This window comes from Leifsonia sp. RCC_180 (assembly GCF_058138205.1).
Map to the genome: position 1 here is coordinate 1,756,914 of NZ_CP200340.1, position 25,689 is coordinate 1,782,602.

24 protein-coding genes are annotated in these 25,689 nt (G+C 70.3%); 6 read left to right on the forward strand and 18 right to left on the reverse strand.

All coding sequences use genetic code 11. The features are described 5' to 3' along the window. Nucleotides 1-161: 161 nt before the first annotated feature. From AB7E03_RS08710 to AB7E03_RS08740, 7 genes are all read right to left on the reverse strand, one after another. Entirely contained in the window at nucleotides 162-386 is a 225-nt protein-coding gene (locus AB7E03_RS08710) for a hypothetical protein (RefSeq protein WP_489941031.1), read from the reverse strand. A gap of 84 nt (nucleotides 387-470) precedes the next feature. Beyond that, nucleotides 471-4,346 (reverse strand): DNA-directed RNA polymerase subunit beta', encoded by a 3,876-nt coding sequence (gene rpoC / locus AB7E03_RS08715; protein WP_489941032.1) that lies wholly within the window; start codon nucleotides 4,344-4,346, stop codon nucleotides 471-473. 46 nt (nucleotides 4,347-4,392) lie between these two features. Beyond that, a complete protein-coding gene (gene rpoB, locus AB7E03_RS08720) occupies nucleotides 4,393-7,890 on the reverse strand; it encodes a DNA-directed RNA polymerase subunit beta (protein WP_441781316.1) in 3,498 nt (1,165 codons plus the stop codon). A gap of 310 nt (nucleotides 7,891-8,200) precedes the next feature. Continuing rightward, complete coding sequence (locus AB7E03_RS08725; protein ID WP_489941033.1) at nucleotides 8,201-9,244, reverse strand: SDR family oxidoreductase; 1,044 nt, start codon at nucleotides 9,242-9,244, stop codon at nucleotides 8,201-8,203. A gap of 143 nt (nucleotides 9,245-9,387) precedes the next feature. Further along, a complete protein-coding gene (locus AB7E03_RS08730; RefSeq protein WP_489941034.1) occupies nucleotides 9,388-10,071 on the reverse strand; it encodes a response regulator transcription factor in 684 nt (227 codons plus the stop codon). Continuing rightward, complete coding sequence (locus AB7E03_RS08735) at nucleotides 10,068-11,216, reverse strand: sensor histidine kinase (RefSeq protein WP_489941035.1); 1,149 nt, start codon at nucleotides 11,214-11,216, stop codon at nucleotides 10,068-10,070. Before AB7E03_RS08735 ends, AB7E03_RS08730 begins: the two co-directional genes overlap by 4 nt. A 7-nt stretch (nucleotides 11,217-11,223) precedes the next feature. Beyond that, entirely contained in the window at nucleotides 11,224-11,742 is a 519-nt protein-coding gene (locus AB7E03_RS08740; protein ID WP_489941036.1) for a hypothetical protein, read from the reverse strand. Nucleotides 11,743-11,873: 131 nt separating this feature from the next. Here AB7E03_RS08740 and AB7E03_RS08745 point away from each other — a divergent pair, with 131 nt between their 5' ends. Then, on the forward strand, nucleotides 11,874-12,755 hold the full coding sequence (locus AB7E03_RS08745; RefSeq protein WP_489941037.1) for a spermidine synthase: 882 nt from the start codon (nucleotides 11,874-11,876) through the stop codon (nucleotides 12,753-12,755). Nucleotides 12,756-12,760: 5 nt separating this feature from the next. On the opposite strand, the gene AB7E03_RS08750 is transcribed toward AB7E03_RS08745, so the two are convergent. From AB7E03_RS08750 to AB7E03_RS08765, 4 genes are read right to left on the reverse strand one after another with little or no spacing between them, the layout of a single operon-like run. Then, complete coding sequence (locus AB7E03_RS08750) at nucleotides 12,761-13,666, reverse strand: 5-oxoprolinase subunit C family protein (protein WP_489941038.1); 906 nt, start codon at nucleotides 13,664-13,666, stop codon at nucleotides 12,761-12,763. Further along, complete coding sequence (gene pxpB / locus AB7E03_RS08755) at nucleotides 13,663-14,280, reverse strand: 5-oxoprolinase subunit PxpB (protein ID WP_489941039.1); 618 nt, start codon at nucleotides 14,278-14,280, stop codon at nucleotides 13,663-13,665. The genes AB7E03_RS08750 and pxpB overlap by 4 nt, the downstream gene beginning before the upstream one ends. Next, nucleotides 14,277-15,038: a LamB/YcsF family protein gene (locus AB7E03_RS08760; protein ID WP_489941040.1), complete on the reverse strand. Its 762-nt coding sequence runs from the start codon at nucleotides 15,036-15,038 to the stop codon at nucleotides 14,277-14,279. The genes pxpB and AB7E03_RS08760 overlap by 4 nt, the downstream gene beginning before the upstream one ends. 35 nt (nucleotides 15,039-15,073) lie before the next feature. Continuing rightward, on the reverse strand, nucleotides 15,074-15,691 hold the full coding sequence (locus tag AB7E03_RS08765; protein WP_489941041.1) for a CGNR zinc finger domain-containing protein: 618 nt from the start codon (nucleotides 15,689-15,691) through the stop codon (nucleotides 15,074-15,076). A 102-nt stretch (nucleotides 15,692-15,793) separates the two neighbouring features. Between AB7E03_RS08765 and AB7E03_RS08770 the strand changes: the two genes are divergently transcribed. Beyond that, nucleotides 15,794-16,402 (forward strand): GNAT family N-acetyltransferase, encoded by a 609-nt coding sequence (locus tag AB7E03_RS08770; protein WP_489941042.1) that lies wholly within the window; start codon nucleotides 15,794-15,796, stop codon nucleotides 16,400-16,402. A gap of 20 nt (nucleotides 16,403-16,422) precedes the next feature. On the opposite strand, the gene AB7E03_RS08775 is transcribed toward AB7E03_RS08770, so the two are convergent. The 6 genes from AB7E03_RS08775 to AB7E03_RS08800 all read right to left on the reverse strand — a co-directional run bounded on the left by AB7E03_RS08775 (nucleotide 16,423) and on the right by AB7E03_RS08800 (nucleotide 20,239). After that, nucleotides 16,423-16,920: a SprT-like domain-containing protein gene (locus AB7E03_RS08775; protein WP_489941043.1), complete on the reverse strand. Its 498-nt coding sequence runs from the start codon at nucleotides 16,918-16,920 to the stop codon at nucleotides 16,423-16,425. Between the two features lie 48 nt (nucleotides 16,921-16,968). After that, nucleotides 16,969-17,442 (reverse strand): hypothetical protein, encoded by a 474-nt coding sequence (locus AB7E03_RS08780; RefSeq protein WP_489941044.1) that lies wholly within the window; start codon nucleotides 17,440-17,442, stop codon nucleotides 16,969-16,971. Between the two features lie 140 nt (nucleotides 17,443-17,582). After that, complete coding sequence (locus AB7E03_RS08785) at nucleotides 17,583-18,749, reverse strand: PQQ-dependent sugar dehydrogenase (protein WP_489941045.1); 1,167 nt, start codon at nucleotides 18,747-18,749, stop codon at nucleotides 17,583-17,585. Nucleotides 18,750-18,764: 15 nt separating this feature from the next. Beyond that, entirely contained in the window at nucleotides 18,765-19,067 is a 303-nt protein-coding gene (locus AB7E03_RS08790; protein ID WP_489941046.1) for a DUF427 domain-containing protein, read from the reverse strand. 42 nt (nucleotides 19,068-19,109) lie between these two features. Beyond that, nucleotides 19,110-19,745: a 2-phosphosulfolactate phosphatase gene (locus AB7E03_RS08795; protein ID WP_489941047.1), complete on the reverse strand. Its 636-nt coding sequence runs from the start codon at nucleotides 19,743-19,745 to the stop codon at nucleotides 19,110-19,112. Continuing rightward, a complete protein-coding gene (locus AB7E03_RS08800; protein ID WP_489941048.1) occupies nucleotides 19,742-20,239 on the reverse strand; it encodes an EVE domain-containing protein in 498 nt (165 codons plus the stop codon). The genes AB7E03_RS08795 and AB7E03_RS08800 overlap by 4 nt, the downstream gene beginning before the upstream one ends. A gap of 100 nt (nucleotides 20,240-20,339) precedes the next feature. Here AB7E03_RS08800 and AB7E03_RS08805 point away from each other — a divergent pair, with 100 nt between their 5' ends. Genes AB7E03_RS08805 through AB7E03_RS08820 form a run of 4 tightly spaced genes read left to right on the forward strand, consistent with a single transcriptional unit; the run spans nucleotide 20,340 to nucleotide 23,273 of the window. Continuing rightward, nucleotides 20,340-20,663 (forward strand): YciI family protein, encoded by a 324-nt coding sequence (locus AB7E03_RS08805; protein ID WP_489941049.1) that lies wholly within the window; start codon nucleotides 20,340-20,342, stop codon nucleotides 20,661-20,663. Continuing rightward, nucleotides 20,660-21,961 carry an RNA polymerase sigma factor gene (locus AB7E03_RS08810; RefSeq protein ID WP_489941050.1) on the forward strand — a complete coding sequence of 434 codons (1,302 nt, stop codon included), beginning with the start codon at nucleotides 20,660-20,662 and terminating at the stop codon, nucleotides 21,959-21,961. Before AB7E03_RS08805 ends, AB7E03_RS08810 begins: the two co-directional genes overlap by 4 nt. 50 nt (nucleotides 21,962-22,011) lie before the next feature. Next, on the forward strand, nucleotides 22,012-22,578 hold the full coding sequence (locus AB7E03_RS08815; RefSeq protein WP_489941051.1) for a hypothetical protein: 567 nt from the start codon (nucleotides 22,012-22,014) through the stop codon (nucleotides 22,576-22,578). Further along, complete coding sequence (locus AB7E03_RS08820) at nucleotides 22,575-23,273, forward strand: DUF1684 domain-containing protein (RefSeq protein ID WP_489941052.1); 699 nt, start codon at nucleotides 22,575-22,577, stop codon at nucleotides 23,271-23,273. The genes AB7E03_RS08815 and AB7E03_RS08820 overlap by 4 nt, the downstream gene beginning before the upstream one ends. 70 nt (nucleotides 23,274-23,343) lie before the next feature. Here the strand turns inward: AB7E03_RS08820 and AB7E03_RS08825 are convergent, their stop codons facing one another. Then, on the reverse strand, nucleotides 23,344-25,575 hold the full coding sequence (locus AB7E03_RS08825) for a HelD family protein (protein ID WP_489941053.1): 2,232 nt from the start codon (nucleotides 25,573-25,575) through the stop codon (nucleotides 23,344-23,346). Nucleotides 25,576-25,689 lie beyond the last annotated feature (114 nt).

Below are 25,689 nucleotides of genomic sequence, written 5' to 3' on the forward strand. Positions count from 1 at the left end.
TGCAGCGGCGGATCAGGACAACAGACCCGCGAGAGGGTGCCACCGTGGTGGGGGGCACCCTCTCGCGGGGTGTGAGTCCATCGTCGCGTGAAGACTCGGCGGGTCGCCAGAGCGCCGACGCGCGGCAATGCCTGCGAACCGGACAGCCGACCGGGCGCGCCTCAGCGCAGCTTGCCCCGGCGGCTCGCCAGGAACACCAGCACGCCCGCCACAACCGCGCATCCCATCGTCGTCAGCCAGAACGGGAGGGTCGCCGACGCGTGCCCGAACGAGGCCTGCGCGATCCCGACGGCGAAGCTCACCACGGCGACGACCAGCAGCACGGCCGCGAAGCCGACCATCGCCCGCCCCGCGGTGTCGGTGTACTGGAGGAGCTGACGCCACATGCGTACATCCTCCCAGAAACGTAAAGGCCCCGGAAACGAGGAAGGCCCCCGGCGCGAGCCGGGGGCCTTCCTGGTACGGGAACCTTAGTTGTAGGTGCCCGGGGTGTAGTCGTCCGAGCTGAAGCTGTCGAAGTCGACGAAGCTCAGGTCGCTCTCGCTGAACGCGGAGTCATCGGCGAAGATGCGGTTGGGGTACCGCTCCGCCTTTGCCTCCTCGGTCGCCTCGACGGAGACGTTCCGGTAGCGCGCCAGGCCGGTACCGGCCGGGATGAGCTTACCGATGATGACGTTCTCCTTCAGGCCGATCAGCGGGTCGGACTTGCCCTCCATGGCCGCCTGCGTCAGGACGCGGGTGGTCTCCTGGAAGGACGCGGCCGACAGCCACGACTCGGTCGCCAGCGAGGCCTTGGTGATACCCATGACCTCCTGACGTGCGGAGGCGGTCTTCTTGCCCTCCTGCAGGTGAGCGCGGTTGATCTCGTTGTACTTCGACCGGTCGACCAGCTCGCCCGGCAGCAGGTCGGTGTCGCCGTGGTCGACGACGGTGACCTTGCGGAGCATCTGGCGGACGATGACCTCGATGTGCTTGTCGTGGATCGGCACACCCTGCGAGCGGTAGACGCCCTGCACGCCGCCCACGAGGTGCTTCTGCACCTCGCGGACACCCTTGACGCGAAGGACTTCCTTCGGGTCGACGGTGCCGACGATCAGCTGCTGGCCGAGCTCGACGCGCTGTCCGTCCTCCACCAGGAGGGTCGAACGGCGCAGCACCGGGTAGACGTGCGGCTCGTCGCCGCTGTCCGGGGTCAGGATCACCTTGCGGGACTTGTCGGTCTCCTCGATGGTGATCCGTCCGGCGGCCTCGGCGATCGGGGACGCACCCTTGGGGGTACGGGCCTCGAACAGCTCCTGGACGCGCGGCAGACCCTGGGTGATGTCGTCCGCAGAGGCCGAACCACCGGTGTGGAACGTACGCATGGTGAGCTGCGTTCCGGGCTCGCCGATCGACTGGGCGGCGATGATGCCGACCGCCTCGCCGATGTCCACCAGCTTGCCGGTCGCGAGCGACCGACCGTAGCAGGCGGCGCAGACGCCGACCGCCGACTCGCAGGTCAGCACGGAGCGGACCTTGATGTCGGTGACGCCGGCGGCGACCAGCTTGTCGATGAGCACGTCGCCCACGTCCTCGCCCGCCTTCGCGACCACGGAGCCGTCCGTGCCCACCGCATCCGCGGCCAGGGTACGAGCGAACACCGAGTTCTCGACGTTCGGGTCGCGGGTCAGGGTGCCGTCCGCACCGACCGTGGCGATCGGAAGGTCGAGACCCTTGGTCGTGCCGCAGTCGTCCTCACGGATGATGACATCCTGCGAGACGTCCACCAGACGACGGGTCAGGTACCCCGAGTCGGCCGTACGGAGGGCCGTGTCGGCCAGACCCTTACGGGCACCGTGCGTCGCGATGAAGTACTCCGCCACCGACAGCCCCTCGCGGTACGAGGAGATGATCGGACGGGGGATGATCTCACCCTTCGGGTTGTTCACCAGACCGCGCATACCGGCGATGTTGCGGACCTGCAGCCAGTTACCACGGGCACCGGAGGTGACCATGCGGTTGATGGTGTTGTCCGCCGGGAAGTTGGCGCGCATGGCCTCGGCGACCTCGTTGGTGGCCTCGGTCCAGATCTTCACCAGTTCCTGGCGACGCTCGAGGTCGGTCGTCAGACCCTTCTCGAACTCGGAGGTGATCTTGGCGGCCTTCTTCTCGTAGCCGGCCACGATCTGCGCCTTGTTCGGCGGGGTCAGGATGTCGCTCAGCGACACCGTGACGCCCGAGCGGGTGCCCCAGTAGAAGCCGGCGTCCTTGATCCGATCGAGCGCAGCAGCGACCTCCACCTTCGGGTACCGCTCCGCCAGCGCGTTCACGATCGACGAGATTGTGCCCTTGTCGGCGACTTCCTCCACGTAGGGGTAGTCCGCCGGGAGCGTCTCGTTGAAGAGAGCGCGACCGAGGGTGGTCTCCACGATGGCGGTGATCGGGGTGGCACCCGTGTCGGCGGCATCCGACGGCACGTAGTTGTCCAGACGAATCTTGACCTTGGCGTTCAGGTGCAGCGAGCCCTGGTCCTTCGCGAGGATCGCCTCGGAGACCGAGGAGAACGCGCGACCCTCGCCCACAGCGCCCTCGCGGACGGTGGTGAGGTGGTGCAGACCGATGATCATGTCCTGCGAAGGCAGGGTGACCGGGCGGCCGTCCGACGGCTTCAGGATGTTGTTCGAGGCGAGCATCAGGATGCGGGCCTCGGCCTGAGCCTCCACCGACAGCGGCAGGTGCACAGCCATCTGGTCGCCGTCGAAGTCCGCGTTGAACGCGGCGCAGACGAGCGGGTGGAGCTGGATGGCCTTGCCCTCGACGAGCTGCGGCTCGAACGCCTGGATGCCCAGACGGTGCAGGGTGGGCGCACGGTTCAGCAGCACGGGGCGCTCGCGGATGATCTCCTCGAGCACGTCCCACACCTGCGGGCGCGAACGCTCCACCATCCGCTTCGCGGCCTTGATGTTCTGAGCGTGGCTCAGGTCGATCAGGCGCTTGATGACGAACGGCTTGAACAGCTCCAGCGCCATCTGCTTGGGCAGACCGCACTGGTGCAGCTTGAGCTGCGGACCCACGATGATGACCGAACGGCCCGAGTAGTCGACGCGCTTTCCGAGCAGGTTCTGGCGGAAGCGTCCCTGCTTGCCCTTCAGCATGTCGCTGAGGGACTTGAGGGCGCGGTTGCCGGTACCGGTGACGGGACGACCGCGGCGGCCGTTGTCGAACAGTGCGTCGACGGCCTCCTGCAGCATCCGCTTCTCGTTGTTCACGATGATCTCGGGGGCGCCGAGATCGAGCAGACGACGGAGACGGTTGTTGCGGTTGATCACGCGGCGGTACAGGTCGTTCAGGTCGCTGGTGGCGAAACGGCCACCGTCGAGCTGGACCATCGGGCGCAGCTCCGGCGGGATCACCGGGACGACGTCGAGGACCATCGCGGCCGGCGAGTTGCCGGTCGCCAGGAACGACGACACCACGCGCAGACGCTTGATCGCGCGGATCTTCTTCTGACCCTTGCCGTTGGCGATCTGATCGCGCAGCAGCTCGGCCTCGGCGGCCAGGTCGAAGGCCTGCAGGCGACGCTTGATCGCCTCGGCGCCCATGTACGCCTCGAAGTAGAGGCCGTACCGGTCGAGGAGCTCGTTGAAGTCCGCGTCCTCCGGCTTGAGGTCGCCGACCTTGAGGGTGCGGAACGACTCCCACACGCGCTCCAGACGGGCGATGTCCTCGTCGAAGGACTTGCGGATCTGGCCCATTTCCTTCTCGGCCGTGTCCTTGACACGACGCTTCTGGTCGGCCTTCGCGCCCTCCTCCTCCAGTGCGGCGAGGTCGGTCTCGAGGCGCTGCAGACGCTCGGCGACGCGGGCGTCGCGCTGGTCGGACAGCGTCTTGATCTCCAGACGCAGCTCGTTCTCAAGGCCCGGGAGGTCGGCGTGACGGCCGTCCTCATCCACCTCGATCACCATGTACGCAGCGAAGTAGATGACCTTCTCGAGGTCCTTCGGCGCCATGTCGAGCAGGTAGCCGAGGCGGCTCGGCACACCCTTGAAGTACCAGATGTGCGTGACCGGGGCGGCGAGCTCGATGTGGCCCATGCGCTCACGACGGACGGAAGACTTGGTGACCTCCACGCCGCAGCGCTCGCAGACGATGCCCTTGAACCGGACGCGCTTGTACTTGCCGCACGAGCACTCCCAGTCGCGGGACGGTCCGAAGATCTGCTCTCCGAACAGGCCGTCCTTCTCGGGCTTCAGGGTCCGGTAGTTGATGGTCTCCGGCTTCTTGACCTCGCCGTAGCTCCACCGACGGATGTCGTCAGCGGTGGCCAGGCCGATACGCAGCTCGTCAAAAGTTGTTGACTCGAGCAATGTTCCTTCTCTCCTGTGGAAGATTCGTCAGTGTGTCCGTGGCCGCTTAGATCTCGTCGATCGACGACGACTCAAAGCGGGAGGAGATGTTGATGCCCAGCTCTTCCGCAGCACGGAAGGCCTCGTCGTCCGAGTCGCGCAGACTGACCGTCTGGCCGTCGGCCGAGAGCACCTCCACGTTCAGGCAGAGGGACTGCATCTCCTTGATGAGGACCTTGAAGGACTCCGGGATGCCCGGCTCCTGGATGTTCTCACCCTTGACGATGGCCTCGTAGACCTTGACGCGGCCGAGGATGTCATCCGACTTGATGGTCAGGAGCTCCTGCAGCGCGTACGCGGCACCGTAGGCCTCGAGGGCCCACACCTCCATCTCACCGAACCGCTGACCACCGAACTGCGCCTTACCACCGAGCGGCTGCTGGGTGATCATCGAGTACGGACCGGTCGAACGGGCGTGGATCTTGTCGTCGACCAGGTGGTGCAGCTTCAGGATGTACATGTAGCCGACCGACACAGGGTCCGGGTACGGCTCGCCGGAGCGCCCGTCGAACAGCTGCGTCTTACCGGAGGACCCGATCAGGCGGTCGCCGTCGCGCGTCGGGAGCGTCGAGTCGAGCAGACCTGCGATCTCCTCCTCCTTCGCACCGTCGAACACGGGGGTCGCGACCTTGGTGCCAGGAGCGGCGCTGAAGGCGGCCTCGGGGAGCTCTGCGGCCCACTTCGGCTTGCCCTTGATCTCCCAGCCGTTCTGGGCGATCCACCCGAGGTGGATCTCCAGGACCTGACCGAAGTTCATGCGACCGGGGACACCCAGCGGGTTCAGGATGACATCGACCGGCGTCCCGTCGGCGAGGAACGGCATGTCCTCGACCGGAAGGATCTTGGAGATGACGCCCTTGTTGCCGTGACGGCCGGCGAGCTTGTCGCCCGCGGTGATCTTTCGCTTCTGGGCGATGTAGACCACCACGCGCTGGTTCACGCCGGAGCCGAGCTCGTCGTCGCCGTCCTGCGAGTCGAAGACCTTGACACCGATGACGGTGCCCTCCTCGCCGTGCGGGACCTTGAGGGAGGTGTCGCGCACCTCGCGGCTCTTCTCGTTGAAGATCGCGCGAAGCAGGCGCTCCTCGGCCGACAGCTCGGTCTCGCCCTTCGGCGTGACCTTGCCGACGAGGATGTCGCCGGGGCGCACCTCGGCGCCGATGCGGATGATGCCGCGCTCGTCGAGGTCGGCCAGGAGGTCCGGGCTGACGTTCGGGAGGTCGCGGGTGATCTCCTCCTTGCCGAGCTTGGTGTCGCGGGCGTCGACCTCGTACTCCTCGATGTGGATCGAGGAGAGGGTGTCGTCCTTCACCAGGTTCTGGCTGAGGATGATCGCATCCTCGAAGTTGTGGCCCTCCCACGGCATGAACGCGACCAGCAGGTTCTTGCCGAGCGCGAGCTCGCCGTTCTCGGTCGCGGGACCGTCGGCGACGACCTCACCCTGCTCGATGCGGTCGCCCTCGTCCACGACAACACGGTGGTTGTAGGACGTGCCCTGGTTGGAGCGGTCGAACTTGCGCAGGTAGTAGGTGTTGATCGTGCCGTCGTCCGCCTGGACGGTGACAGCGTCGGCCGAGACCTCGGTGACGACTCCGGCCTTGTCGGCCGTGACCACGTCACCGGCGTCGATGGCCGCGTAGCCCTCCATACCGGTTCCGACGACCGGGCTCTCCGAGCGGAGCAGCGGCACCGCCTGGCGCTGCATGTTCGCACCCATGAGGGCTCGGTTGGCGTCGTCGTGCTCGAGGAACGGGATCAGCGACGTACCGACCGACACCATCTGGCGCGGGGAGACGTCCATGTAGCCGATCTCGTCGGCGGGGATCAGGTCGACCTCGCCGCCCTTCTGGCGGGCGAGCACGCGCTCCTCGACGAAGTGGCCGTTCGGGTCGAGCGGGGCGTTGGCCTGCGCGACGACGAAGTCGTCCTCCTCGGAAGCGGTCAGGTAGTCGATCTGGTCGGTGACCCGGCCCGCGACGACCTTGCGGTACGGCGTCTCGATGAAGCCGAACGAGTTGATCCGCGCGAACGATGCGAGCGAGCCGATGAGGCCGATGTTCGGGCCTTCCGGGGTCTCGATCGGGCACATGCGGCCGTAGTGCGACGGGTGGACGTCACGGACCTCGACGCCTGCGCGCTCACGGCTCAGACCACCGGGGCCCAGCGCCGACAGGCGGCGCTTGTGGGTCAGACCCGCGAGCGGGTTGTTCTGGTCCATGAACTGCGACAGCTGCGACGTTCCGAAGAACTCCTTGATCGCGGCGACGACGGGGCGCACGTTGATCAGGGTCTGCGGCGTGATCGCCTCGATGTCCTGCGTGGTCATGCGCTCGCGGACGACGCGCTCCATACGGGACAGACCGGTGCGGACCTGGTTCTGGATGAGCTCGCCGACGGCGCGGATACGACGGTTGCCGAAGTGGTCGATGTCGTCGACGTCGAGACGGATGTCGGTCTCGACACCGTTCCGGAGGCCCTTGAACGTGGTCTGGCCGTCGTGCAGGGCGACCAGGTACTTGATCGTCGCGATGATGTCCTGGACGGTCAGCACCGAGTCCGACAGCGGGGCCTCGAGGCCGAGCTTGCGGTTGATCTTGTAACGGCCGACCTTGGCGAGGTCGTAGCGCTTCGGGTTGAAGTAGAAGTTGTCGAGCAGCGCACGCGCAGCCTCGGCAGCGACCTGCTCGCCCGGACGGAGCTTGCGGTAGATGTCCTTGAGGGCCTCCTCCTTGGTGAGGATGGCGTCCTTCTCGAGGGTCAGCTCGATGGACTGGTAGCCGGCGAACTCGGAGAGGATCTCCTCGCTCGTGAGCCCCAGGGCCTTGAGGAACACGGTGACCGACTGCTTGCGCTTGCGGTCGATGCGGACACCGACCTGATCGCGCTTGTCGATCTCGAACTCGAGCCACGCACCACGGCTCGGGATCACGCGTGCCGAGTAGATGTCCTTGTCGGACGTCTTGTCGGCGGTGGCCTCGAAGTACACGCCCGGCGAGCGGACGAGCTGCGAGACGACGACACGCTCGGTGCCGTTGATGATGAACGTTCCGCGCTCGGTCATGAGCGGGAAGTCGCCCATGAAGACCGTCTGCGTCTTGATCTCACCGGTGAGGTGATTCATGAACTCGGCCTCGACGTAGAGCGGGGCAGCGTATGTCTTGCCCTTCTCCTTGCACTCGTCGATCGAGTACTTCTTCTCCTCGAGGAACGGGTTCGTGAACGAGAGCTGCATGGTCTCGCCGAGGTCCTCGATGGGAGAGATCTCCTCGAAGATCTCCTCGAGGCCCGTGTTGGCGGGAAGATCCTGGCGACCCTGCTCCTCGGCCTCGGCGACGCGTGCCTTCCACGCGTCGTTGCCGACCAGCCAGTCGAAGCTCTCCGTCTGCAGTGCGAGCAGATCGGGAACCGTGAGAGTGTCCGTGATCTTGGCGAACGAAAGACGAGATGCGGCTCGTCCGTTCTTGGGTGTCTTGTCAGTGTTGGTTGCGTTGCGCGCAGCAGCCAAGGAAATAACCTCCGCGGCCTGGTGAGGGCCAGTTATTGTCGGTCGTGTAGTTATCGGGACGAGAACTCCCAGTCGCATCGCGTTGCCGTATTTGACCCGAAACGACGGGACCAGGCACGCGGAGAAAGTCAGAGCCGACCGCAATATGAAGGCAGAAGTTTGACTGGGAGCGCAAAGAACCACTATATGTCAAACAGACGCGCCATGTCCACTCTTTTCTTGACCCGGGACGCGTCCTGATGTATAACGCGAGGTCGACGCGGGTATTCCCGCCGGTCCGGTGATGTTTCCGGGCCGATCAAGGGCCGGTTCAGGGCTGCCGCGGGTGGTAGGTCGGGAGGGTGTCGACGGTCGCGATGACCGCCTCCTCGCGCGACCGCGGAGACCAGCCGAGCAGCGAGATCGCCTTCTGGGCGGAGGCGCGGCGGACCGTCCCCAGGTCGGGCAGCGAGTCGCGCACGCGCCGGCTGAACGGGGCGGCGGCCTTCAGCATCCACGGCGCCATGAGTTTGGTGCTGACCCGTCGGCCGGCGGCTTCGCCGAGGTGCCCGCGGATGAGGAGGGCGACCTCCTGAGCGCTCATCACCTCCCCCGCGATGGCGAGGAAGCGCTGCCCTGCCGCCTCGGGACGCGTCATGGCGAGCAGGTGCAGAGCCGCGACATCGCGCACGTCGACGATGCCGAAACGGACGTCCGGGAGCCTCGGGAGGCGTCCCTCCTTGAGCAGGCGCACCAGCTCGACGGATGCCGACACGTCCGGGCCGAGCACCGGGCCGAGGATGCCGACCGGATTCACCGTGGCGAGTTGCAGCGCTCCGCCCTCGTCGTGGACGAACCGCCAGGCGGCGCGCTCGGCGATCGTCTTCGAGCGCACGTAGGGGCTGATACGGCGTCCGCTCTCGAGCTCGGTCCAGTCCTCTTCGGTGAACGGCCGGTCGGTGGGCGCGTGCCCGTAGCCGATGGCCGCGAAGGACGAGGTGAGCACGACGCGCTCGACGCCGGCGTCGCGGGCGGCCCTCAGCACACGGAGGGCACCGTCGCGGGCGGGGACGATCAGCTCGTCCGGATCCTTCGGCTGCCGGGAGGGGAACGGCGAGGCGACGTGGAGGACGAAGCGGCAGCCGGCCACGGCATCCACCCAACCCTCGTCGGCCGTGAGGTCGGCGATCGCGAACTCCAGGCGGTCGCCCGGGTCATCCACCCCTCCGGCGGCGAGCTGCGCGCGCACATCCGCCGCCCGGGCTGGGGAGCGGATGGTCGTGCGCACCCGGTAGCCGGCGTTGAGCAGTGCGAGGACGCAGTGCGCCCCAAGGAAGCCGGAGCCGCCGGTGACGAGGACGAGGTCGGGGTTCACGGCCCCATCCTTCCCCCGGAGCGCCCATCCCGCTACCGCCGCGGCCGCCGCCGCCGCGGTGAGCGCTGCCGTTTGTCACGTTCGACGCTGCGCGAGCACCGGCGAACGTGACAAACGGCAGCGGGCAAGCGGCAGGCGCGGGATCAGGTGCGGACGAGAGCGATCGCCTGCGCCCGGTCGCGGACGGCCAGCTTCGCGAAGATCGCGTTGATGTGCGTCTTGACGGTGGCCACGCTGACGAAGAGGCTCCGGGCGATCTCTCCGTTGCTGAGGCCCTCGGCGATGAGGGCAAGCACCTCCGCCTCACGACGCGTCAGTGCAGGGAAGCGGGCGAGCAGAGTAGATGCGGCATCCACGGCGACAGGAGCGCTCGCCACGCCCGCGGTCAGCGAGCTGACGATGCGAGCGCCGACCTCCGGCGCGAACGTCGCCTGCCCGCGCGCCACGGCGCGGACGGCCGCCGCGAGTTCAGCGCGACCCGCGTCCTTCGTCAAGTAGCCGCGGGCGCCGGCCCGCAGCGCACCCAGGATCGACTCGTCGTCCGCGTACGTGGTCAGCACGAGGACCGCCGTTCCGGGCGCCTCGGATGCGATGCGCGCGGTGGCGGCGGCACCGTCCAGCACCGGCATCCGGAGGTCCATGAGCAGGACGTCCGGATGCTCGGCGACCGCCAGCGCGACCGCTGCCTCGCCGTCGGCGGCCTCCCCCACCACCTCGATGTCGGGCAGCAGCCCCAGCACGGTCACCAGTCCGTCCCGGATGATCGCCTGATCGTCGGCGACCGCGACCAGGATGCGGGCCTCGGCGGGATCGTCGGGTCCGGTCATGCGAGTCTCGCCTCCGCGGTCAGGGTGAACATGTCCCCGTCGCGCGCGGCTGCGGCCGTGCCGCCCAGCGGCAGGGCGGCGAAGCGCTCGCGCATCCCCTCGAGCCCATGGCCGCCGCCGGAGGCCGCGAGAGCCGACGAGGCCGGAACGCCGGCGAGCGGATTGGACACGGTGAGGCGCACGCGGTCATCCTCCCAGACGAGCTCGGCGTGCACCGCCTCGCCCGGCGCGTGCTTGCGTGCATTGCTCAACGCCTCCTGCAGCGCCCGCTGCAGGGCGACCGCCTGCGTCCGCCCGACCGCGGGGCCGTCGCCGCGGACCGCGAGCTCGGCATCCCCGCCCAGAGTCCGGTGCGCGGCGACCAGGTCCCGCAGCGACGCCTCGACGTCTGCTGCGGCCACGGGTTTCGCGCCTGCGGCGGCCGGATCGCGGAGGGCTGCGACGGCCCGGCGCGCCTCGGCGAGCCCGTCACCCGCGAGACGCCGGGCCTCCGACACGCGGGAGTGCGCCGCCGCGTCGTCGCCGGACTCGAGCAGGGCCTCCACCGCATCCAGCTGGATGACGAGTCCGCCCAGGCTGTGGGCGAGCACGTCGTGGAGGTCCCGGGCGATCGCGACGCGCGACGCCTCCTCCCGCATCTGCAGGTCGCGTTCGCGCAGCAGCGCCGCCTGCTCCTCGGCGCGGCGGAACTGGCGCCGGCTGAGGCCCGCGAACCCGCCTAGCACGAGCCCGCCGATCATCGCGAGCACGGCCGGCACCTGCGCATGGGCCGGGACCGCGCCCACGGCGATGAGCACGACGCCGACCGCTCCGAGTCCGGCGCCCACCCAGACCGGATAAGTGAGGTCGCCCACGACCGCGAGCACTCCGACCGCAGCGGGCACGACGGTCAGCCCCTCGGTCGGAGCGGCGACGAGGGACCCGGTGACCACGCACGCGACCGCGCACACCAGCGCGGCCGTGCCGAGTTCCGCCTTGGCCAGCACACTGCGCAGCAGCCACAGGGCGGTGGAGGCCAGCCCCACGACCAGCACCCACACCGGCCGATGCGCGGTGTGGGTCTGGATGAGGGAGAAGCCGATGGCTCCGGTCCCCACGGCAGTCAGCGCGAGGGCCAGCCAGCTGGGCCGGACGGAGAGGTTCACCCCACCATCATGCGGCGAGCGCCGCGTGCCGATCGAGGCGCGCCGCGAAGACGGCGGTCCGGGCGATGCGGTTGGCGGCGAAGACCAGCAGGATGACGCCGGTCGCGGCGGCCAGATGCGAGCCCGCGTGCACGGCCACCGCATCCACCCCCACGCGCACGGCGATGACGAGCAGCCACAGGGCGAGCCCCCACGCGCTGGTGCGCGACTCGTATGCGGCGAGGTCGCGGCCGTCCCTCCCGGCCGCCACTGGCTGCGGGTAACGGCGGAAGTGGGCGATCCGTCCCATCCATGCGCCCACACCGAGAGAGAGGACCAACTCGCCTGCTAGCACCGCGATGTCGAGCGGTGTGATGGTCGCCGGCTTCACCTGCTGCACCAGCAGCACGGCGCCCACGACGGCGAGGATCACGGGTGCGCGCCACATGCGCGAGACGACCACCGGTCGCCACGTCATCTGCCTCACGCCGATCCAGCCGATGAGCACGAGAATGAGGATCGCGTTGCCGAGGGTCTGAAGCGTCATGCCTTCAGCGTCGCGTCGACGGCCCGCGACCGGCACCACCCGCGGGTGGAGACGTGGGTGGAGATGTGAGTGGACACGTGAGGGGAGCTCCTGTGAAGCTCTGTCCCGGGCGCCCGGCTAGGCTGCCGGTTGTGTCCCCAAATCCGCCCTCGCCGCTCCCTTCGGTCGTCCTGTCAGAGAGCGGCTACCTGGCGACGGTGGAGCCGGACCGGTACGTCCCCGGGTCGTACCAGCTGATCGTCGACGGCACCCCGCAGTCCCACGTGAACCTCGACGACCCGTCTCAGCTGTTCTTCGAGTACGTGCAGCGGATGGGGAACGTGATCGACCTGATCGGCGACCCGGGCGAGCCGATCACCGCGGTGCATCTCGGCGCCGGCGCTCTGACGCTGCCGCGGTACATCGCCTACACGCGGCCGGGCTCGCGCCAGCAGGTGGTGGAGCTGGAGAGCCGGCTGGTGGACCTCGTGCGGGAGCAGCTGCCGCTCCCCCGTTACGCGCAGATCCGTATCCGTCATGGCGACGCCCGGGAGGTCGTCGGCAAGCTGCCCGCCGGCCTGCGCGGGTCGGTCGACCTGCTGGTGGTGGACATCTTCAGCGGGTCGCGCACGCCCGCGCATGTGACCAGTGTGGAGTTCTATCGGTCGGCCGTGTCGCTGCTCAAGCCGGACGGCATCGTTCTGGTCAATGTGGCCGACGGTCCGCCGCTGACGTTCGGCCGCAGCCAGGTGTCGACGCTCGGCGCGGTGGTGGATAACGTGGCGGCGCTCGCGGAGACGCAGGTGCTGAAGGGCCGGCGCTTCGGGAACGTGGTGCTGGTCGGATCGAACTCGCCGCTCCCCCTCGACTGGCTGCCGCGCCTGCTGGCAAGCGGTCCGCATCCGGCCAAGGCCGTCGCCGGGGCCGAGCTCCGGACCTTCGCAGCGGGCGCGCCGATCGTCACGGATGCAACCAGCGTGCCGTCGCCTCCGCCCGCCCGCAGCATCTTCCAGTCGGGCACCCGACGCGACTGAGTCCCTCAGGCGTGGCGGAACGTCACGGGCTGACCGGGGCGGAGCTGGGCGAAGGTGTCGAGGGACGCGTCGCTGACGACGGCGATCACGGGGTAGCCGCCGGTGACGGGATGGTCGGCGAGCAGCACGGTCGGCCGGCCGTCGGGCGACACCTGCACGGCGCCGGCGACCATCGGCTCGCTCGGCAGCTCGTGGGTGACGGCCCGTTCGAGGAGCGGCACGGGATGCGGCCGCACACCGGCCGCATGCGCTGACGCGCGCGCCGCCTCGAGCCGCACGCCGATGCGGTCGCTCTCGGCGGCGACCCGCCACTCGACCGTGAAGAAGGCGTCCAGAGCGGCCGGAGTGAACCAGTCGGCCCGCGGCCCGAGGTGCGCCCGCACCTCGACGGCACCCTGCACCGGGTCGGCGACGGGCACGAAGTCGAGCAGGGGGAGGTCGCTTCCGGGATGCTCGCCGAGCGGCAGCATGTCGCCCACACGCAACGGCGAGGGGCCCAGCCCCGCGAGAGTGTCCCGCGAGCGGGACCCGAGCACGGGAGGCACGGCGACACCCCCGCGGACGGCGAGGTACCACCGAGCGCCGGAGGTCGCCATCCCGATGCGCAGCAGCTGGCCGGGGCTCGCGCGGACGGCGAGGTGCGCATCCACCTCGCGGTCGTCCAGCAGCAGCGGACCCGTTGCACCGGTCACGGCGAACCACGTGTCGTGCTCGAAGCGCGCTTCGAACCCGCCGAACAGCACCTCCACCCCGGCCTCCCCCTCGTCGTTGCCGACGAGCCGGTTGCCGAGGCGCAAGGCTCCGCGGTCGAGGGCGCCCGATCGGCCAACCCCGAGAGCGGCGAGGCCCGGCCGCCCGAGGTCCTGTACGAGCGCGAGCGGTCCTGTATTCAGGACGTGGAGGACGTTCATCGCGCCTCCCGGAACCGCACCACTGTGCCCGGACGGAGCAGCGCGGGAGGGTCGGCCGTCTCGTCCCAGAGCGCGGCATCCGTGCGTCCGATCAGCTGCCAGCCCCCGGGACTCGACCGCGGGTAGACACCGCTGAACACACCCGCCAGCCCCACCGAACCCGATGGCACGGCGGTGCGCGGGGTCTCACGACGCGGCACGTCGAGCGTTGCACCGTCGCCGACGAGGTAGGCGAACCCTGGGGCGAAGCCGCCGAAGGCGACCCGCCACGGCGTCTCGGTGTGGAACGCCACCACATCGCTCTCGGTGAGACCGGTCAGCCGGGCCACCTCGGCCAGATCCTCGCCGTCGTAGCGGACGTCGAGGACGACCTCCCGCTCCTCGACGTCGTTCGCGTCGAGCGGCTCGGACCGCTCGATCCACCCGCGGGCAGTGCTGAGCGACAGGATGCGCGGGTCGACGACGACCGCGACGGTCCGGGCGGCGGGCACCAGCTCGACCACGCCGGACGGACGCGTCGCAGCGAGCCCACGGAACAGGGCGAGCACCGCATCCAGGTCGTCCAACTCCACGAGCAGGGCATGGTCGCCGTACGGGAGGATGCGGCGGCTCATGCGAACGGCCCCACCTCGATGCGCGCCTGCGTGAGTGCGTCGCGCACGGCCTGCGCCATCGCGACCGCGCCGGGCGTATCCCCGTGCACGCAGAGGGAGTCGACGGTCACATCGATGACGCTGCCGTCGGCAGCCTCCACCGTTTCTGCGGTCACCATGCGGACAGCGCGCCCGGCGATCTCGCGCACATCCGACAGCAGGGCGCCCGGCTCCGTGCGCGGAACGAGGCTGCCGTCGGAGCGGTACCCGCGATCCACGAAGGCCTCGCGGACGAAGCGCAGTCCGGCCTCGTCGGCCGCACGCTCGACCGCCGAGCCGGCCAGCCCCAGGAGCGCGAGGCCCGGATCGAACGCGGCAACCGCATCCACGACGGCGCGTGCCTGCGTCTCGTCGGTGACGATCCGGTTGTAGAGCGCGCCGTGCGGCTTCACATACCGCACGGCGGTGCCCGCCACGCGGGCCAACCCGGTCAGCGCTGCGAGCTGGTAGAGCACCTCGTCCCGCAACTCGCCGGGCGGCAGGTCCATGGCCCGCCGGCCGAAGCCGGCCAGATCGCGGTACGACACGTGTGCGCCGACGGTCACACCGTTGGCCGCGGCCTCACGGCAGGTGGCCAGCATGGTGGATGCGTCCCCCGCGTGGAACCCACACGCCACGTTGGCGCTGGAGACGATCCGCAGCAACGCGGCGTCGTCGCCCAGGGTCCACGCGCCGAAGGACTCGCCCAGGTCGCTGTTGAGGTCGACGGAACGCGCCATCCCCCTATTGTGGCGTGCCCGCCCGCTTACTGGGCCTACCGCGCGGCCCGCGCCGCACGCGCCCGGTGCGCCCGGACCTTCGCCCGGTTGCCGCAGCGCTGCATCGAGCACCAGCGGCGGGTGCCGCTGCGCGACGTGTCGAGGTAGACCAGCCGGCAGTCCTCCGCCGAGCACTCACGGATGCGGCCGTCGACGTCCGGTCCGAAGAGGCGCACGGCGTCGCGGGCGATCGTCCCGAGCGCCTGGTGCGGGCGCGCGTTCGTGCGGCCCGCCTGACGGCCGCCGCCAGCGAGCACCGGCGGGATGTCGGGCGTCGCGGCGAAGAGGTTGACCACATCCACGTCGTCGGGCGAGAGGGGTTCGCCCAGGCTCGCCTGGCGGGCGAGGCGGCCGATCGCGGAGCGCAGCGCGTCGGCGTCCTGGAACTCGCGGGCGCCCGCGCTCGGCGCCACCTCCGGGAACCGCTCCACGAGCCAGGCGTTCAGTGCCGCCGCGTCGCGCACCGAGTGCCACTCCGCAACGTCGGGCTCGTCGAGTCCGCCGGTGTACGCGAAGTCGAGGGCGAGTGCGCCGGAGTCGAACCACCAGCGTTGTCCGTCGCCCGGTTCGATCCACTGGCCGGTGCCTCGGGTGAGTATCGCTTCGGTCGCCATGTAACCAATATAGTCGGTTACCTCTCGCGCTCAGCGCGCCGCCGCAGGGCCTCCCAAACCCTATCCGACGAGCGGCGGCCGGCCCGCTGGCATACTGAGCGGATGATCGCGACGCGCCCGGACCCGCACGCGCAGCTCGAGGGAGCGACGGTGCGCCTGCGCGCCCTCACCCTCGACGACCTGCCCGACCTGTTCGACGCGATCGGGCGCCCGGAGGTGTTCGCCGGAGGCTGGGGAGGCGGACCGGCGGCCTACCGCGACACGTACGAGGAGTGGCGCGAGTTCCTGCTCGGCTACCTGGCTTGGGAGACCGGCAACGTGACCGCCGTCGTGCTCCGCGAGGGGGATCGGCTAGTCGGCACCACGACGCTCGGCGACTTCGACCTGGTGAACGGCTCCGCCCACATCGGCTGGACCGCGTACGCACCCGAAGCCTGGGGCGGCCGCGTCAACGCCGAGACGAAACGGCTGCTGCTCGGCACGGCGTTCGACCACGGCTTCGAGCGGGTCAAGCTGCAGGCGGACATGATGAACGAGCGCTCGCGGGCGGCCATCCTGCGGCTCGGCGCGCACTTCGAGGGAGTCCTGCGGCACACGCAGTTGCGCGCGGACGGCACCTGGCGCGACACGGCCGTGTACTCGATCCTGCGCGAGGAGTGGCCGGGCGTACGGGATGGGCTCGACGCACGCCTCGGCGTCGCGCACGCCTAAGCGACGCTACCGACCGCTGCCTACTCCGTCGCGGCCGCCGCAGCCACCCGGCGCTGCGACGACGACACCTCGCGGTGCTGCCACGAGATGAGGTTCGCTGCGTCGAACCGGCGGCTGCACGCGCCGCAGGCGAGCGCCCGGGCGGGTTTGCGGTACCGGTAGTGCGTGTGGCCGTTCGGGCAGGTGCCCACCCAGGGCGCGAGGTCGTCCGCGATCGCGCCGCCGTGGAGGCGTTTGCCTTCGTACCCGAGGTCGAGCGCGATGGCGCGCCAGCGCGGTCCGTGCCCGGCTCGTGAGCCGGCCAGCGCGTGCGCGACCTCGTGCAGCAGGATCTGGTGGATCTCGTCGTCCTCGTAGCGCGCGGCGAGGTAGCGGGAGACGGTGATCCGCTTGGACGTGTAGTTGCAGAGCCCTGCGCGGGTCTTCGCGTTGTCGAAGCCGAAGCTCCAGACGGACGGGTCGAGGTGGAGGGCGATCAGCGCCTCCGCCCAGCGGCGCACGCGGTCGAGTTCGGCCATCAGCGACGAGTCCCGTCCGGGCCGCTCCGGTCCTCCATGCCGTGCATCCTACGCGTGATCGGCGTCGCTCTCACCGTGCGGCGTGGGCGACGTGCCGCGCTGAGCGTCGAGGGCCGACTGCACGACGGCCACCGCGGTGAGCGCCGCCTGGATCTCCGCCGGCGACGCGCCCAGCTTCTCACGCAGGAACACCGCGGCCGTCATGTCGGCGAGCGCGTTCTCGTAGTCGCCGGTGTCGAAGTAGACCTTGCCCCGGTTCTGGATGGCGAACGCCTCGAGCGCCGTCCACTCCCGGCCGCGGGCCTCGTCGACGCATCCCGCGAGCTCCACGACCGCTTCGTCGGTCTTGCCCTGGTATTGCAGCACCTGCCCCCGGCGGATGCGCGCGCCGAGCAGTTGCTCGCGGTCGCCGGTGAAACGCGCCTGGCGGACCGCCTCGTTCGCGATCTCGATCGCCTCGTCCAGCCGGCCCAGCAGCCGCAGCAGCACGGTCTTCTCATTGAGCGCGCTGAGGCTCCGCAAGCTGCCGAGCTCATCCAGACGCTCGCCGGCAGCGCGCAGATCGACGCGTTCGCGCAGGGTGGTCGGATCGTATCCGAGGATGATGCTCAGGGTTCTGCTCCCGATCGGTGATTCTCCCCCAGACTACCCGCAGGAGGGGCTCACCCCGGGCGCTTGACCGCCTGCGCCGGAGTCAGTGCCACCTCGATCAGCCGATCGTCGCCTGTGCGCGGCGAGCCGCGGCCGTCCGTATTGTTCGTGAGCAGCCACAAGCGGTCACCGACGGCCACCACATCCCGGAGTCGCCCGAACTGTCCCTCGAAGAATGGCGCAGCGGTCACCGGGGCGGCTCCGTTGGTCGCCCAGGCGGTCCACAGCCGCTCGCCGCGAAGCGCCGCGAGGAACACGGTGTCGCCCACCACGGCGAGGCCGCTCGGGCTCGCGGCGTCGGTGGGCCACTGGTACACGGGGTCGGTGTACTTCGGGTCGCCGCCGACGCCCTCCACGTTCGGCCAGCCGTAGTTCGACCCGGCGTGGATGATGTTCAGCTCGTCCCAGGTGTTCTGGCCGAACTCGCTCGCCCACATCGTGCCGCGGGAGTCCCAGCCGATGCCCTGAGGATTGCGGTGGCCGTACGACCACACCGGCGAGCCCGGGAACGGGTTGTCACCCGGCACCTGACCCTCCGGCGTGATGCGCAGGATCTTGCCGCCGAGAGAGGCGACGTCCTGCGCGTTCGCGGGATTGGATGCGTCACCCGCGGTGATGTACAGCATCCCGTCTGGACCGAAGGCGAGTCGCCCACCGTCATGGTTCGATGCCTTGGGGATGCCCGTGATCACGGGCTCGGGTGCGCCGATGGCGTAGCTTCCGGGGACGCCGCTGAGCGGCATCCGCACGACGCGGTTGTCGTCGGCGGTCGTCAGGTAGGCGTAGAGGGAGGGTGGGGCGGAGACGGGCTGCACCGCCAGTCCCAGCAGACCGCTCTCACCGTTGTGGACGACGCCGGGCACGGTCCCCACCTCACGCAATCCGCCACCGGGGAGACGCTCACGGATGGTTCCGGAGTCGCGCTCGCTGATGAGCGCCGAGCCGCTCGGCAACGGCACCACCGACCACGGGGCGTCGAGCCCCGTTTCGAGCACCGTCGTCTGGTCGCTCGGCTGCCACGGCACGGCGGCGACGGCTGCTGAGCTGCCGGTCGGCCGCGGTGTCGAGGTCGGCGTGCGGGTCGCGGTCGGTGTCGGCGGCGGAGCGGAGCATCCGGCCAGAACGAGCGCGGCCGCCGCCAAGGCCGTGAGGCCCAGGCGGCGGCCGAATCGCATCATCGTGGCCTCCGGCCGTCAGTCGACGACGCGGACGTCCTTCCAGAACGCGACGTAGTTGCTGTAATCCTTGCCGACACGGTCGAACGAGCTCGGGTACGGGGTCGGGTAGCTCCAGGCACGGTCCTGCAGCACGCCGCTATCGGACTTCACCGAGAAGTACTGGCACTCGCCCTTCCACGGACAGGTGTACGGGGTGGCGCTCTCGACCAGGTATTCGGACTTCACGCTCGCGGGCGGGAAATACCAGTTGCCCTCGATACGGATGAGGTCCTCCTGCGGCGCCTCGGCGATCACGGTGTCGTTCAGTACAGCTTTCATCGATAAAACCTCCTGTGCTGCGCAACGTACGCCGGCCGGCGATCATTCCGCCGCGGGTGCACGGTTCTGCCGGGCAGCTCGGAGCACGGTCACAGCGTCGGAGGTGCCGAGGCGGCCGGATGCGGATATGTCGGCCGGGGTCGCGCCCTCTGCGATGCGCTCCTGGCCCGAGACGGAGGCCGTCAGGAGATGCGCCACGGCGCCGCGGAGCCCCGTGAAGGCGGCGCACGCGGCCGCGGCCTCCGGCGAGGAGAAGTCGATGCCCGCCGCGGCGAGCGCGTCGACGACGGCGCCGGCGGCCAGCAGGTCTTCGACGGCGAAGCGGGTGGAGCCTGCGGGGGTCGTATCCCCTGCGGCGACCACCGCGATCATCGCGCGCCGGCCCAGCCGGACCTGCTCGTCGAGGATCCAGCGCGCCACCGCTGCGGCGTCGGTGAGCCCGGCGGCCAGCACTGCTCCGTCGCCGGGAAACTCGGGAACCTCCGCAGTCTCGGCGCCGAGCGCATCCACCCAGACGACGATGTCGGCGTCGGCGGCCACCGCTGCGGCGCCGTCGGCGGCCCAGTCGAAGCGCACCTGGTACTTGGTCTGGCGGTGCGCGGCAGGGATGTCGGCGAACTCGGGGGTGAGCTCAGTGGTGAGCTCAGGAGCGAGCTGGGGAGCGGTCGGCTGGGTCACCGGGCCATCGTAATGCGGGCGTCCGGGCCGCCTCGCCGTGTTTCGCCCGGTGACGGCCGCATCTGCCGACGGATCAGCTCGAAGTCGTGACGCGACAGTTCGATCAGACCTCGACGCAACTGGTAACCCCAGTCGGGGCGGTCGCGCGTGAAGTCGAGCGCGCCGAGCAGGGGCCGGATGGGCGTTGCAACCGCGTCGTGGTCCCACTCGACCAGGCGCCGCCAGGGCAGGAAGTCGCCCTGCGGACCGCGCATCATCGCACCCTGCGTCACCTGGAACACGTTGTCGTCGGCCAGCCGTCCGACCGCAGTGAACTGCTTCAAGGGCTCCCCGTCCGGGTAGGACGCGCGCGGCGAATAGAAGACGAACCCGTCGGACTCCCCCATCCGTTCGAGCGGAGCACGCGCCCCGTGATTGACCTGGGCGAAGCCGCCGGCCACCCCGCGGAGGACGTGGTCGAGCTGCACCACGCCCAGCCAGTAACGGATCGCCATGCTCCCGTTGTAGCGCACACCACCGTCACTCGTGTCGAAACCACGGCGTGCGGTTCGACGTATCCGTGACGGACGGCCGTTTCGACGAGAGGATGTGACCATGCGTTTCGTGCTGATGGCGCTCGCCTGCGATGGCGAGGCGACGGCGCTCGACTCCTACGAGCAGGAGCTGGTGCGCGCGGGAGTGCTGCTCGCCGCTGAGCCGCTGGAGCCCGCGGGGACCGGTGCGCGCATCCGGTTCGACGGGGAGGACCGCATCCTGAGCCGCATCCCCTCCGGCGCCCAACCCGCCGACGACGCGGTGACGGCGATCTGGACGCTGCACACCGCAGGCGAGGACGAGGCCCTGGAATGGGCGCGGCGGCTTCCGCTCACCCGCGGGACGGTGGAGGTGCGCCGGGTGGCGGGCGACGCGAGCCGATGACGGACGAGGAGCAGCCCGAGCGCGCGGCCTCCGCCGAGGAGGCGCGGCGGACCGTCGAGTCGGTCTGGCGCATCGAGTCGGGACGGCTGATCGCGGGGCTGGCACGGGTGACCGGCGACGTCGGCCTGGCCGAGGAGCTTGCTCAGGATGCGCTGGTCGCCGCCCTGGAGCAGTGGCCGGAGACCGGTGTACCGCGGAATCCCGGCGCCTGGCTCACCACCGTCGCCAAACGCCGCGCCGTGGACGGCTGGCGCCGCCGGGAGCGGCTCGACGACCGGTACGCCGCCATCGCGCACGACCTGGAGCAGGAACTGGGCGCCGACGACCCCGCCCGGGTCACCCAGGAGCCGATCGGCGACGACCTGCTCCGGCTCGTCTTCGTCGCCTGCCACCCCGTCCTGGCCCAGGCGTCGCGGGTCGCGCTCACTCTCAAACTGCTGGGCGGACTGTCGACCGAGGAGATCGCTCGGGCGTTCCTCGTCCCGCCCGCCACCATGGCTCAGCGGATCGTGCGGGCCAAGCGGACCCTCAGCGCGGCCGGCGTGCCGTTCGAGGTGCCGGAGCGGGCGGAGTTCGCCGAGCGCCTGGCGTCGGTGCTCGAGGTGATCTACCTGATCTTCAACGAGGGGTACTCGGCGACGGCGGGCGACGATTGGATGCGTCCCGACCTCTGCCGCGAAGCGCTCCGGCTCGGCCGCGTGCTCGCCGAGCTCACCCCGCGCGAGCCCGAGGTGCACGGGCTGGTCGCGCTGATGGAGTTCCAGGCGTCCCGGCTCGGAGCGCGGACCGCGTCCGACGGCTCGCCCGTGCTGCTGCAGGACCAGGACCGGTCCCGCTGGGATCGCCTCCTGATCGGCCGCGGCATCGCGGCGCTCGAACGCTCCGACGCCCTCCGGCTGAGCAGGCGACCCGCTGTCAGCCGGGGACCGTACGCGCTCCAGGCGGCGATCGCCGCCCGGCACGCGACCGCGCCGACCCCCGAGGCGACCGAATGGGAGGAGATCGTGGCGCTCTACGGCGCACTCGCGGAGCTGCGGCCGTCGGCGGTCGTCGAGCTCAATCGGGCGGTCGCGCTCTCCATGGCCTACGGCCCGGAGGCGGGCCTCGAGGTGGTCGACCGGCTCGCCATCGACGGTGCGCTGGAGTCGTACCACCTGCTCCCGTCGGTCCGCGCCGACCTGCTGCTGCGGCTGGGTCGCACCGCTGAGGCCGGGCAGGAGTTCCGGCGGGCCGCGGCGATGACCGGCAACGCACGCGAGCGGGAGCTGCTGTTGGCGCGAGCCGAAGAATGCCTCTGAGTCGAACATCCTGAAGCCCCCGACGCCGTCGGAGGGGTGACACTGGGACCATGCGCGTGCTCCTCAAGCTGACGCTCGACTGCGACCCCGATGCCGCCTGGCGTGCCCTGCAGAGCCCGACCGCCTTCCGCGAGGTCGCGATGCCGTGGCTCGACTTCCGGTCGGACGAGCCGGGAGGATTCCCCACGACCTGGGGCTCGGACCACCGGGTGCGCGTGAAGGCGCTCGGCGCGTTCACCGTCGGAACCCAGGCGATCCGGCTCGACACGCTGAGATCGGCCGATCCGCGCGAGCAGGCGACGCGCATCCTCCACGACAGCGGCGGAGGGACAGGCGGAGCGCTAGCCGCGATCCCGCACCTCGACCATCGCATGGCCATCGCCCCCGATCCGGCCGGGCCGGACGAGGAAGGGCGGGTGCGGACGCTGTACCGCGACCAGCTGATCGTGCGGGCCGGGGTGCTCACGCCGTTCGCCTGGTACGCGTTCTGGGCGTTCTGGCAGTGGCGGGGAGTGCGCCTCCGCAAGCTGGCGCCTACGTGGGCTTACGATCCCGAAGTGCGGGAGCCGGATGAGACCGTCCCCGCAATCGACCAGACAAAGGTGGAGCAGCCATGACGAACGCAGAACCGGCGACCGCCGGAGAGACGGACGACCGCCCCGCGCGCGCCGTCACCGCGGTGCAGACCGCCGACTGGCGCCGTCGCGTCTTCGCGCTGTACGCCTCCGTCCGCCGTCTGGCCGCGCACGACCCGGCCGAGGCGCACGCGCACTGGGTCTCCTGTCGCAACGACCTGTTCTCCTCGCATCCCGCGTCGCCGCTGCTGCCGGAGGACCGCGAGCGCTTCACCGGGCTCCCCGTCGCCTCCTACGACCCCGAATGGCGGTTCGAGCTCCCGATCCATCCGGCGGCCGAGGCCGTGCGAATGGATGTGGAGACCGGCACCGACGGCGTCGTGCCGTTCCAGCTGCTCGGCACCGTCCGCATCCCCTTCGCGGGGTCGCTCGACGTGTGGCGGCTCTCCTCCTACGGCGGCGGCCTGTTCGTGCCGGTGAAGGATGCGCTCGCCGGCCGCCCCGGCGGCACCTACGGGGGCGGGCGCTACCTGATCGACACGATCAAGGGCGCCGACCTCGGGCTCGACGCGGACGACGGCGAGGCATCGCTCGTGCTCGACTTCAACTTCGCGTACAACCCGTCGTGCGCGTACGACCCGGCGTGGGCGTGCCCGCTGGCGCAGGCCGGGAACACGCTCTCCGTCGAGGTGCCCGTCGGCGAGCGCTACGCCGGCACCGACGCGTACAGCTCCTGAGTCTTTCGCGCCGGCGACGGCGTGTCGCGCGAAAAAGTCAGGAGCAGATGGCGGGAGCCGGGAGTGGGCGTCAGCGTGAGACGAGGGTGAGGCGCTGGGTGGGGCGGGTCATCGCCACGTAGAGGGATGCGGCGCCGCGCGGCGACTCGGCTGCGAGCGCATCCGGGTCGGCCAGTACGACGGCGTCGAACTCGAGACCCTTCGCCTCGTAGCCGGTGAGCACCGCGATCGGGCGTCCGAGCCCGGACGCGCCGCGACCGGCTGCGTCGCCGAAGCGCTCCAGCACGGCGGCGGACACCACCGGAAGGTCGGCTTGAGTCGTGATCACGGCCAGCGTTCCTCCTCCGTCGATCGCGCGGTCGCCGGCCACCGCCTCGGCCACGGCGGCGGCGAGCGCGTCGGGCGCCCGGCTCGCGGCCTGCACGCGCAGGATCGGCCAGTCGCCCTCGCGGACCGCGCGCGTCGGCGTGATCGGGAGGCCCGCCTGCGTCGCGATCCGCTCGGCCTCGCGGGTGATCTGCGCGGGCGTCCGGTAGTTGACCGTCAGCTCCTCCAGGCGCCACGCATCCTTGAACACCGGATTCAGTGCCTCCCGCCAGCTGGATGCGCCGGCCGCGGAGGCGACTTGAGCGATGTCGCCGACGATCGTGAACGACTTCATCGGGCAGCGCCGCACGAGCACGCGCCACTGCATCGGCGAGAGCTCCTGCGCCTCGTCGACGACCACGTGGCCGTACGTCCAGCTGCGGTCGGCTGCCGCCCGCTCCGCCGTCGTGCCGCGCTCGGCCTGCTCGGCGAAGCCGTCGGCCAGCTGCTCGGGGCTGACGAGCCCCTGCACGCCCATGTTGCGGATGGCCGCCTTCGCGTTCTCCAGGTCGCGCTTGCGCTGCCTGTCGCGCTCGCGGTCCACCGCATCCTGCCGCCCGGGGAAGTCGCCTAGCAGTTCGGCCGCCTCGTCGAGCAGCGGCACGTCGGAGACCGTGAACGGCGCGGTGCGCTCGCGGCGCAGGGCGTCCCGTTGCTGCGGGGACCAGCGCGGCGCCAGCTCCGCGAGCCATGCGGGTCGCGCGTAGAGGTCCTGGAGCAGCTTCTGCGGGGTCAACGGCAGCCAGGCCGTGTTCAGCAGGACCCGCACGTCGTACGAGGTGCGGAGATCCTCCCGGAGCACGGCCACGTCGGCATCGTCGATGGTCGAGCCGGATGCGCGCAGCTGCGCTGCCAGCTGATCGGTCAGCTCCGCCAGGGCATGCTTCACGAACGTCACGCGGGCCAAGTTGTGCGGCTTCCCGGTGCGCTGCGCCTTCGCCATGGCGCGCTGGATGAGGTCGGGCGCCACCACCAGGCGTTCGTTGTCGACGACGATGGTCTGCTCCTGATCTGGAGCCTTCTGCCGCGACTTCACCGCGCGAGCGAGCAGCCGGGCCATCTGCGCCGACCCCTTCAGGATGGCGGCCTCCGGCGCATCCTCGGCCGTCGCCTCCACGCCCGGGAAGAGCTCACCGAGCGTGGACATGACCACGCCCGTCTCGCCCAGCGACGGCAGCACGGCCTCGATGTAGCGCAGGAAGGCGGTCGACGGCCCGACCACCAGGACCCCGGACGTGCTCAGCCGTTGGCGGTTCGCATAGAGCAGGTAGGCGGCGCGGTGCAGCGCCACAGCGGTCTTGCCGGTGCCGGGGCCGCCCTGGACGACGAGCGCACCGCGCAGGTCGGAGCGGATGATGCGGTCCTGCTCGGCCTGGATCGTGGCGACGATGTCGTGCATCCGGCCGGTCCGCTGTGCGGTGAGCGCGGCGAGCAGAGCACCCTCTCCCTGCACCTGCTCCCCGGCGCGGTCGCCATTGAGCAACGCCTCGTCGAACACCTCGTCGTCGATGCGGGTGACCTGACGACCCGTCATCGTGAGGTGGCGGCGGGCGCGGACGCCCATCGGCTCGTTCCCGGTCGCCTGGTAGAAGGCACCCGCCAGCTGGGCACGCCAATCCACGAGCAGCGAGCGCTGGTCGTCGTCGCGCAGGCCCACGCGCCCGATGTATCGGTGGTCGGAGCCGTCCACCGGCTCCTGCAGCAGCAGCCGGCCGAACACGAGTCGCGCATCCACGTCGCGGAGCTGCGTGAGTTGATCCTCATAGAGGCGCGCGAAAGCGTCCCGCTCGCTGCGCGCCTGATGGTTGCTGCCGACGCTGTCGCGGCGCACGCGGGCCAGCCGTTCCTCGGTCTCGGCACGCAGCTCATCCAGCCTCTGATACAGCCCCGAGACCACGACGCGTTCGCGTTCGAGCTCCGACTCCAGCACGCCCATGGCCACCTCTCGATTCCGGGCCGACAGTCTACGACCTTCCGATGTGAACGCGCTCCCAGCACTCGTTCGGCCGTATGCCCTAGACTGGAGGTTGCGGGCCATGTTGCCCGCTGC

Bases quoted from the DNA above. Each gene is read 5' to 3' on its own strand.
- AB7E03_RS08710 (WP_489941031.1), bottom strand. From the start codon at position 386: ATGTGGCGTCAGCTCCTCCAGTACACCGACACCGCGGGGCGGGCGATG.
- AB7E03_RS08730 (WP_489941034.1), bottom strand. From the start codon at position 10,071: ATGACCGGACCCGACGATCCCGCCGAGGCCCGCATCCTGGTCGCGGTC.
- AB7E03_RS08740 (WP_489941036.1), bottom strand. From the start codon at position 11,742: ATGACGCTTCAGACCCTCGGCAACGCGATCCTCATTCTCGTGCTCATC.
- AB7E03_RS08750 (WP_489941038.1), bottom strand. From the start codon at position 13,666: ATGAACGTCCTCCACGTCCTGAATACAGGACCGCTCGCGCTCGTACAG.
- pxpB (WP_489941039.1), bottom strand. From the start codon at position 14,280: ATGAGCCGCCGCATCCTCCCGTACGGCGACCATGCCCTGCTCGTGGAG.
- AB7E03_RS08760 (WP_489941040.1), bottom strand. From the start codon at position 15,038: ATGGCGCGTTCCGTCGACCTCAACAGCGACCTGGGCGAGTCCTTCGGC.
- AB7E03_RS08765 (WP_489941041.1), bottom strand. From the start codon at position 15,691: ATGGCGACCGAAGCGATACTCACCCGAGGCACCGGCCAGTGGATCGAA.
- AB7E03_RS08770 (WP_489941042.1), top strand. From the start codon at position 15,794: ATGATCGCGACGCGCCCGGACCCGCACGCGCAGCTCGAGGGAGCGACG.
- AB7E03_RS08775 (WP_489941043.1), bottom strand. From the start codon at position 16,920: ATGGCCGAACTCGACCGCGTGCGCCGCTGGGCGGAGGCGCTGATCGCC.
- AB7E03_RS08785 (WP_489941045.1), bottom strand. From the start codon at position 18,749: ATGATGCGATTCGGCCGCCGCCTGGGCCTCACGGCCTTGGCGGCGGCC.
- AB7E03_RS08790 (WP_489941046.1), bottom strand. From the start codon at position 19,067: ATGAAAGCTGTACTGAACGACACCGTGATCGCCGAGGCGCCGCAGGAG.
- AB7E03_RS08800 (WP_489941048.1), bottom strand. From the start codon at position 20,239: ATGGCGATCCGTTACTGGCTGGGCGTGGTGCAGCTCGACCACGTCCTC.
- AB7E03_RS08805 (WP_489941049.1), top strand. From the start codon at position 20,340: ATGCGTTTCGTGCTGATGGCGCTCGCCTGCGATGGCGAGGCGACGGCG.
- AB7E03_RS08810 (WP_489941050.1), top strand. From the start codon at position 20,660: ATGACGGACGAGGAGCAGCCCGAGCGCGCGGCCTCCGCCGAGGAGGCG.
- AB7E03_RS08815 (WP_489941051.1), top strand. From the start codon at position 22,012: ATGCGCGTGCTCCTCAAGCTGACGCTCGACTGCGACCCCGATGCCGCC.
- AB7E03_RS08820 (WP_489941052.1), top strand. From the start codon at position 22,575: ATGACGAACGCAGAACCGGCGACCGCCGGAGAGACGGACGACCGCCCC.
- AB7E03_RS08825 (WP_489941053.1), bottom strand. From the start codon at position 25,575: ATGGGCGTGCTGGAGTCGGAGCTCGAACGCGAACGCGTCGTGGTCTCG.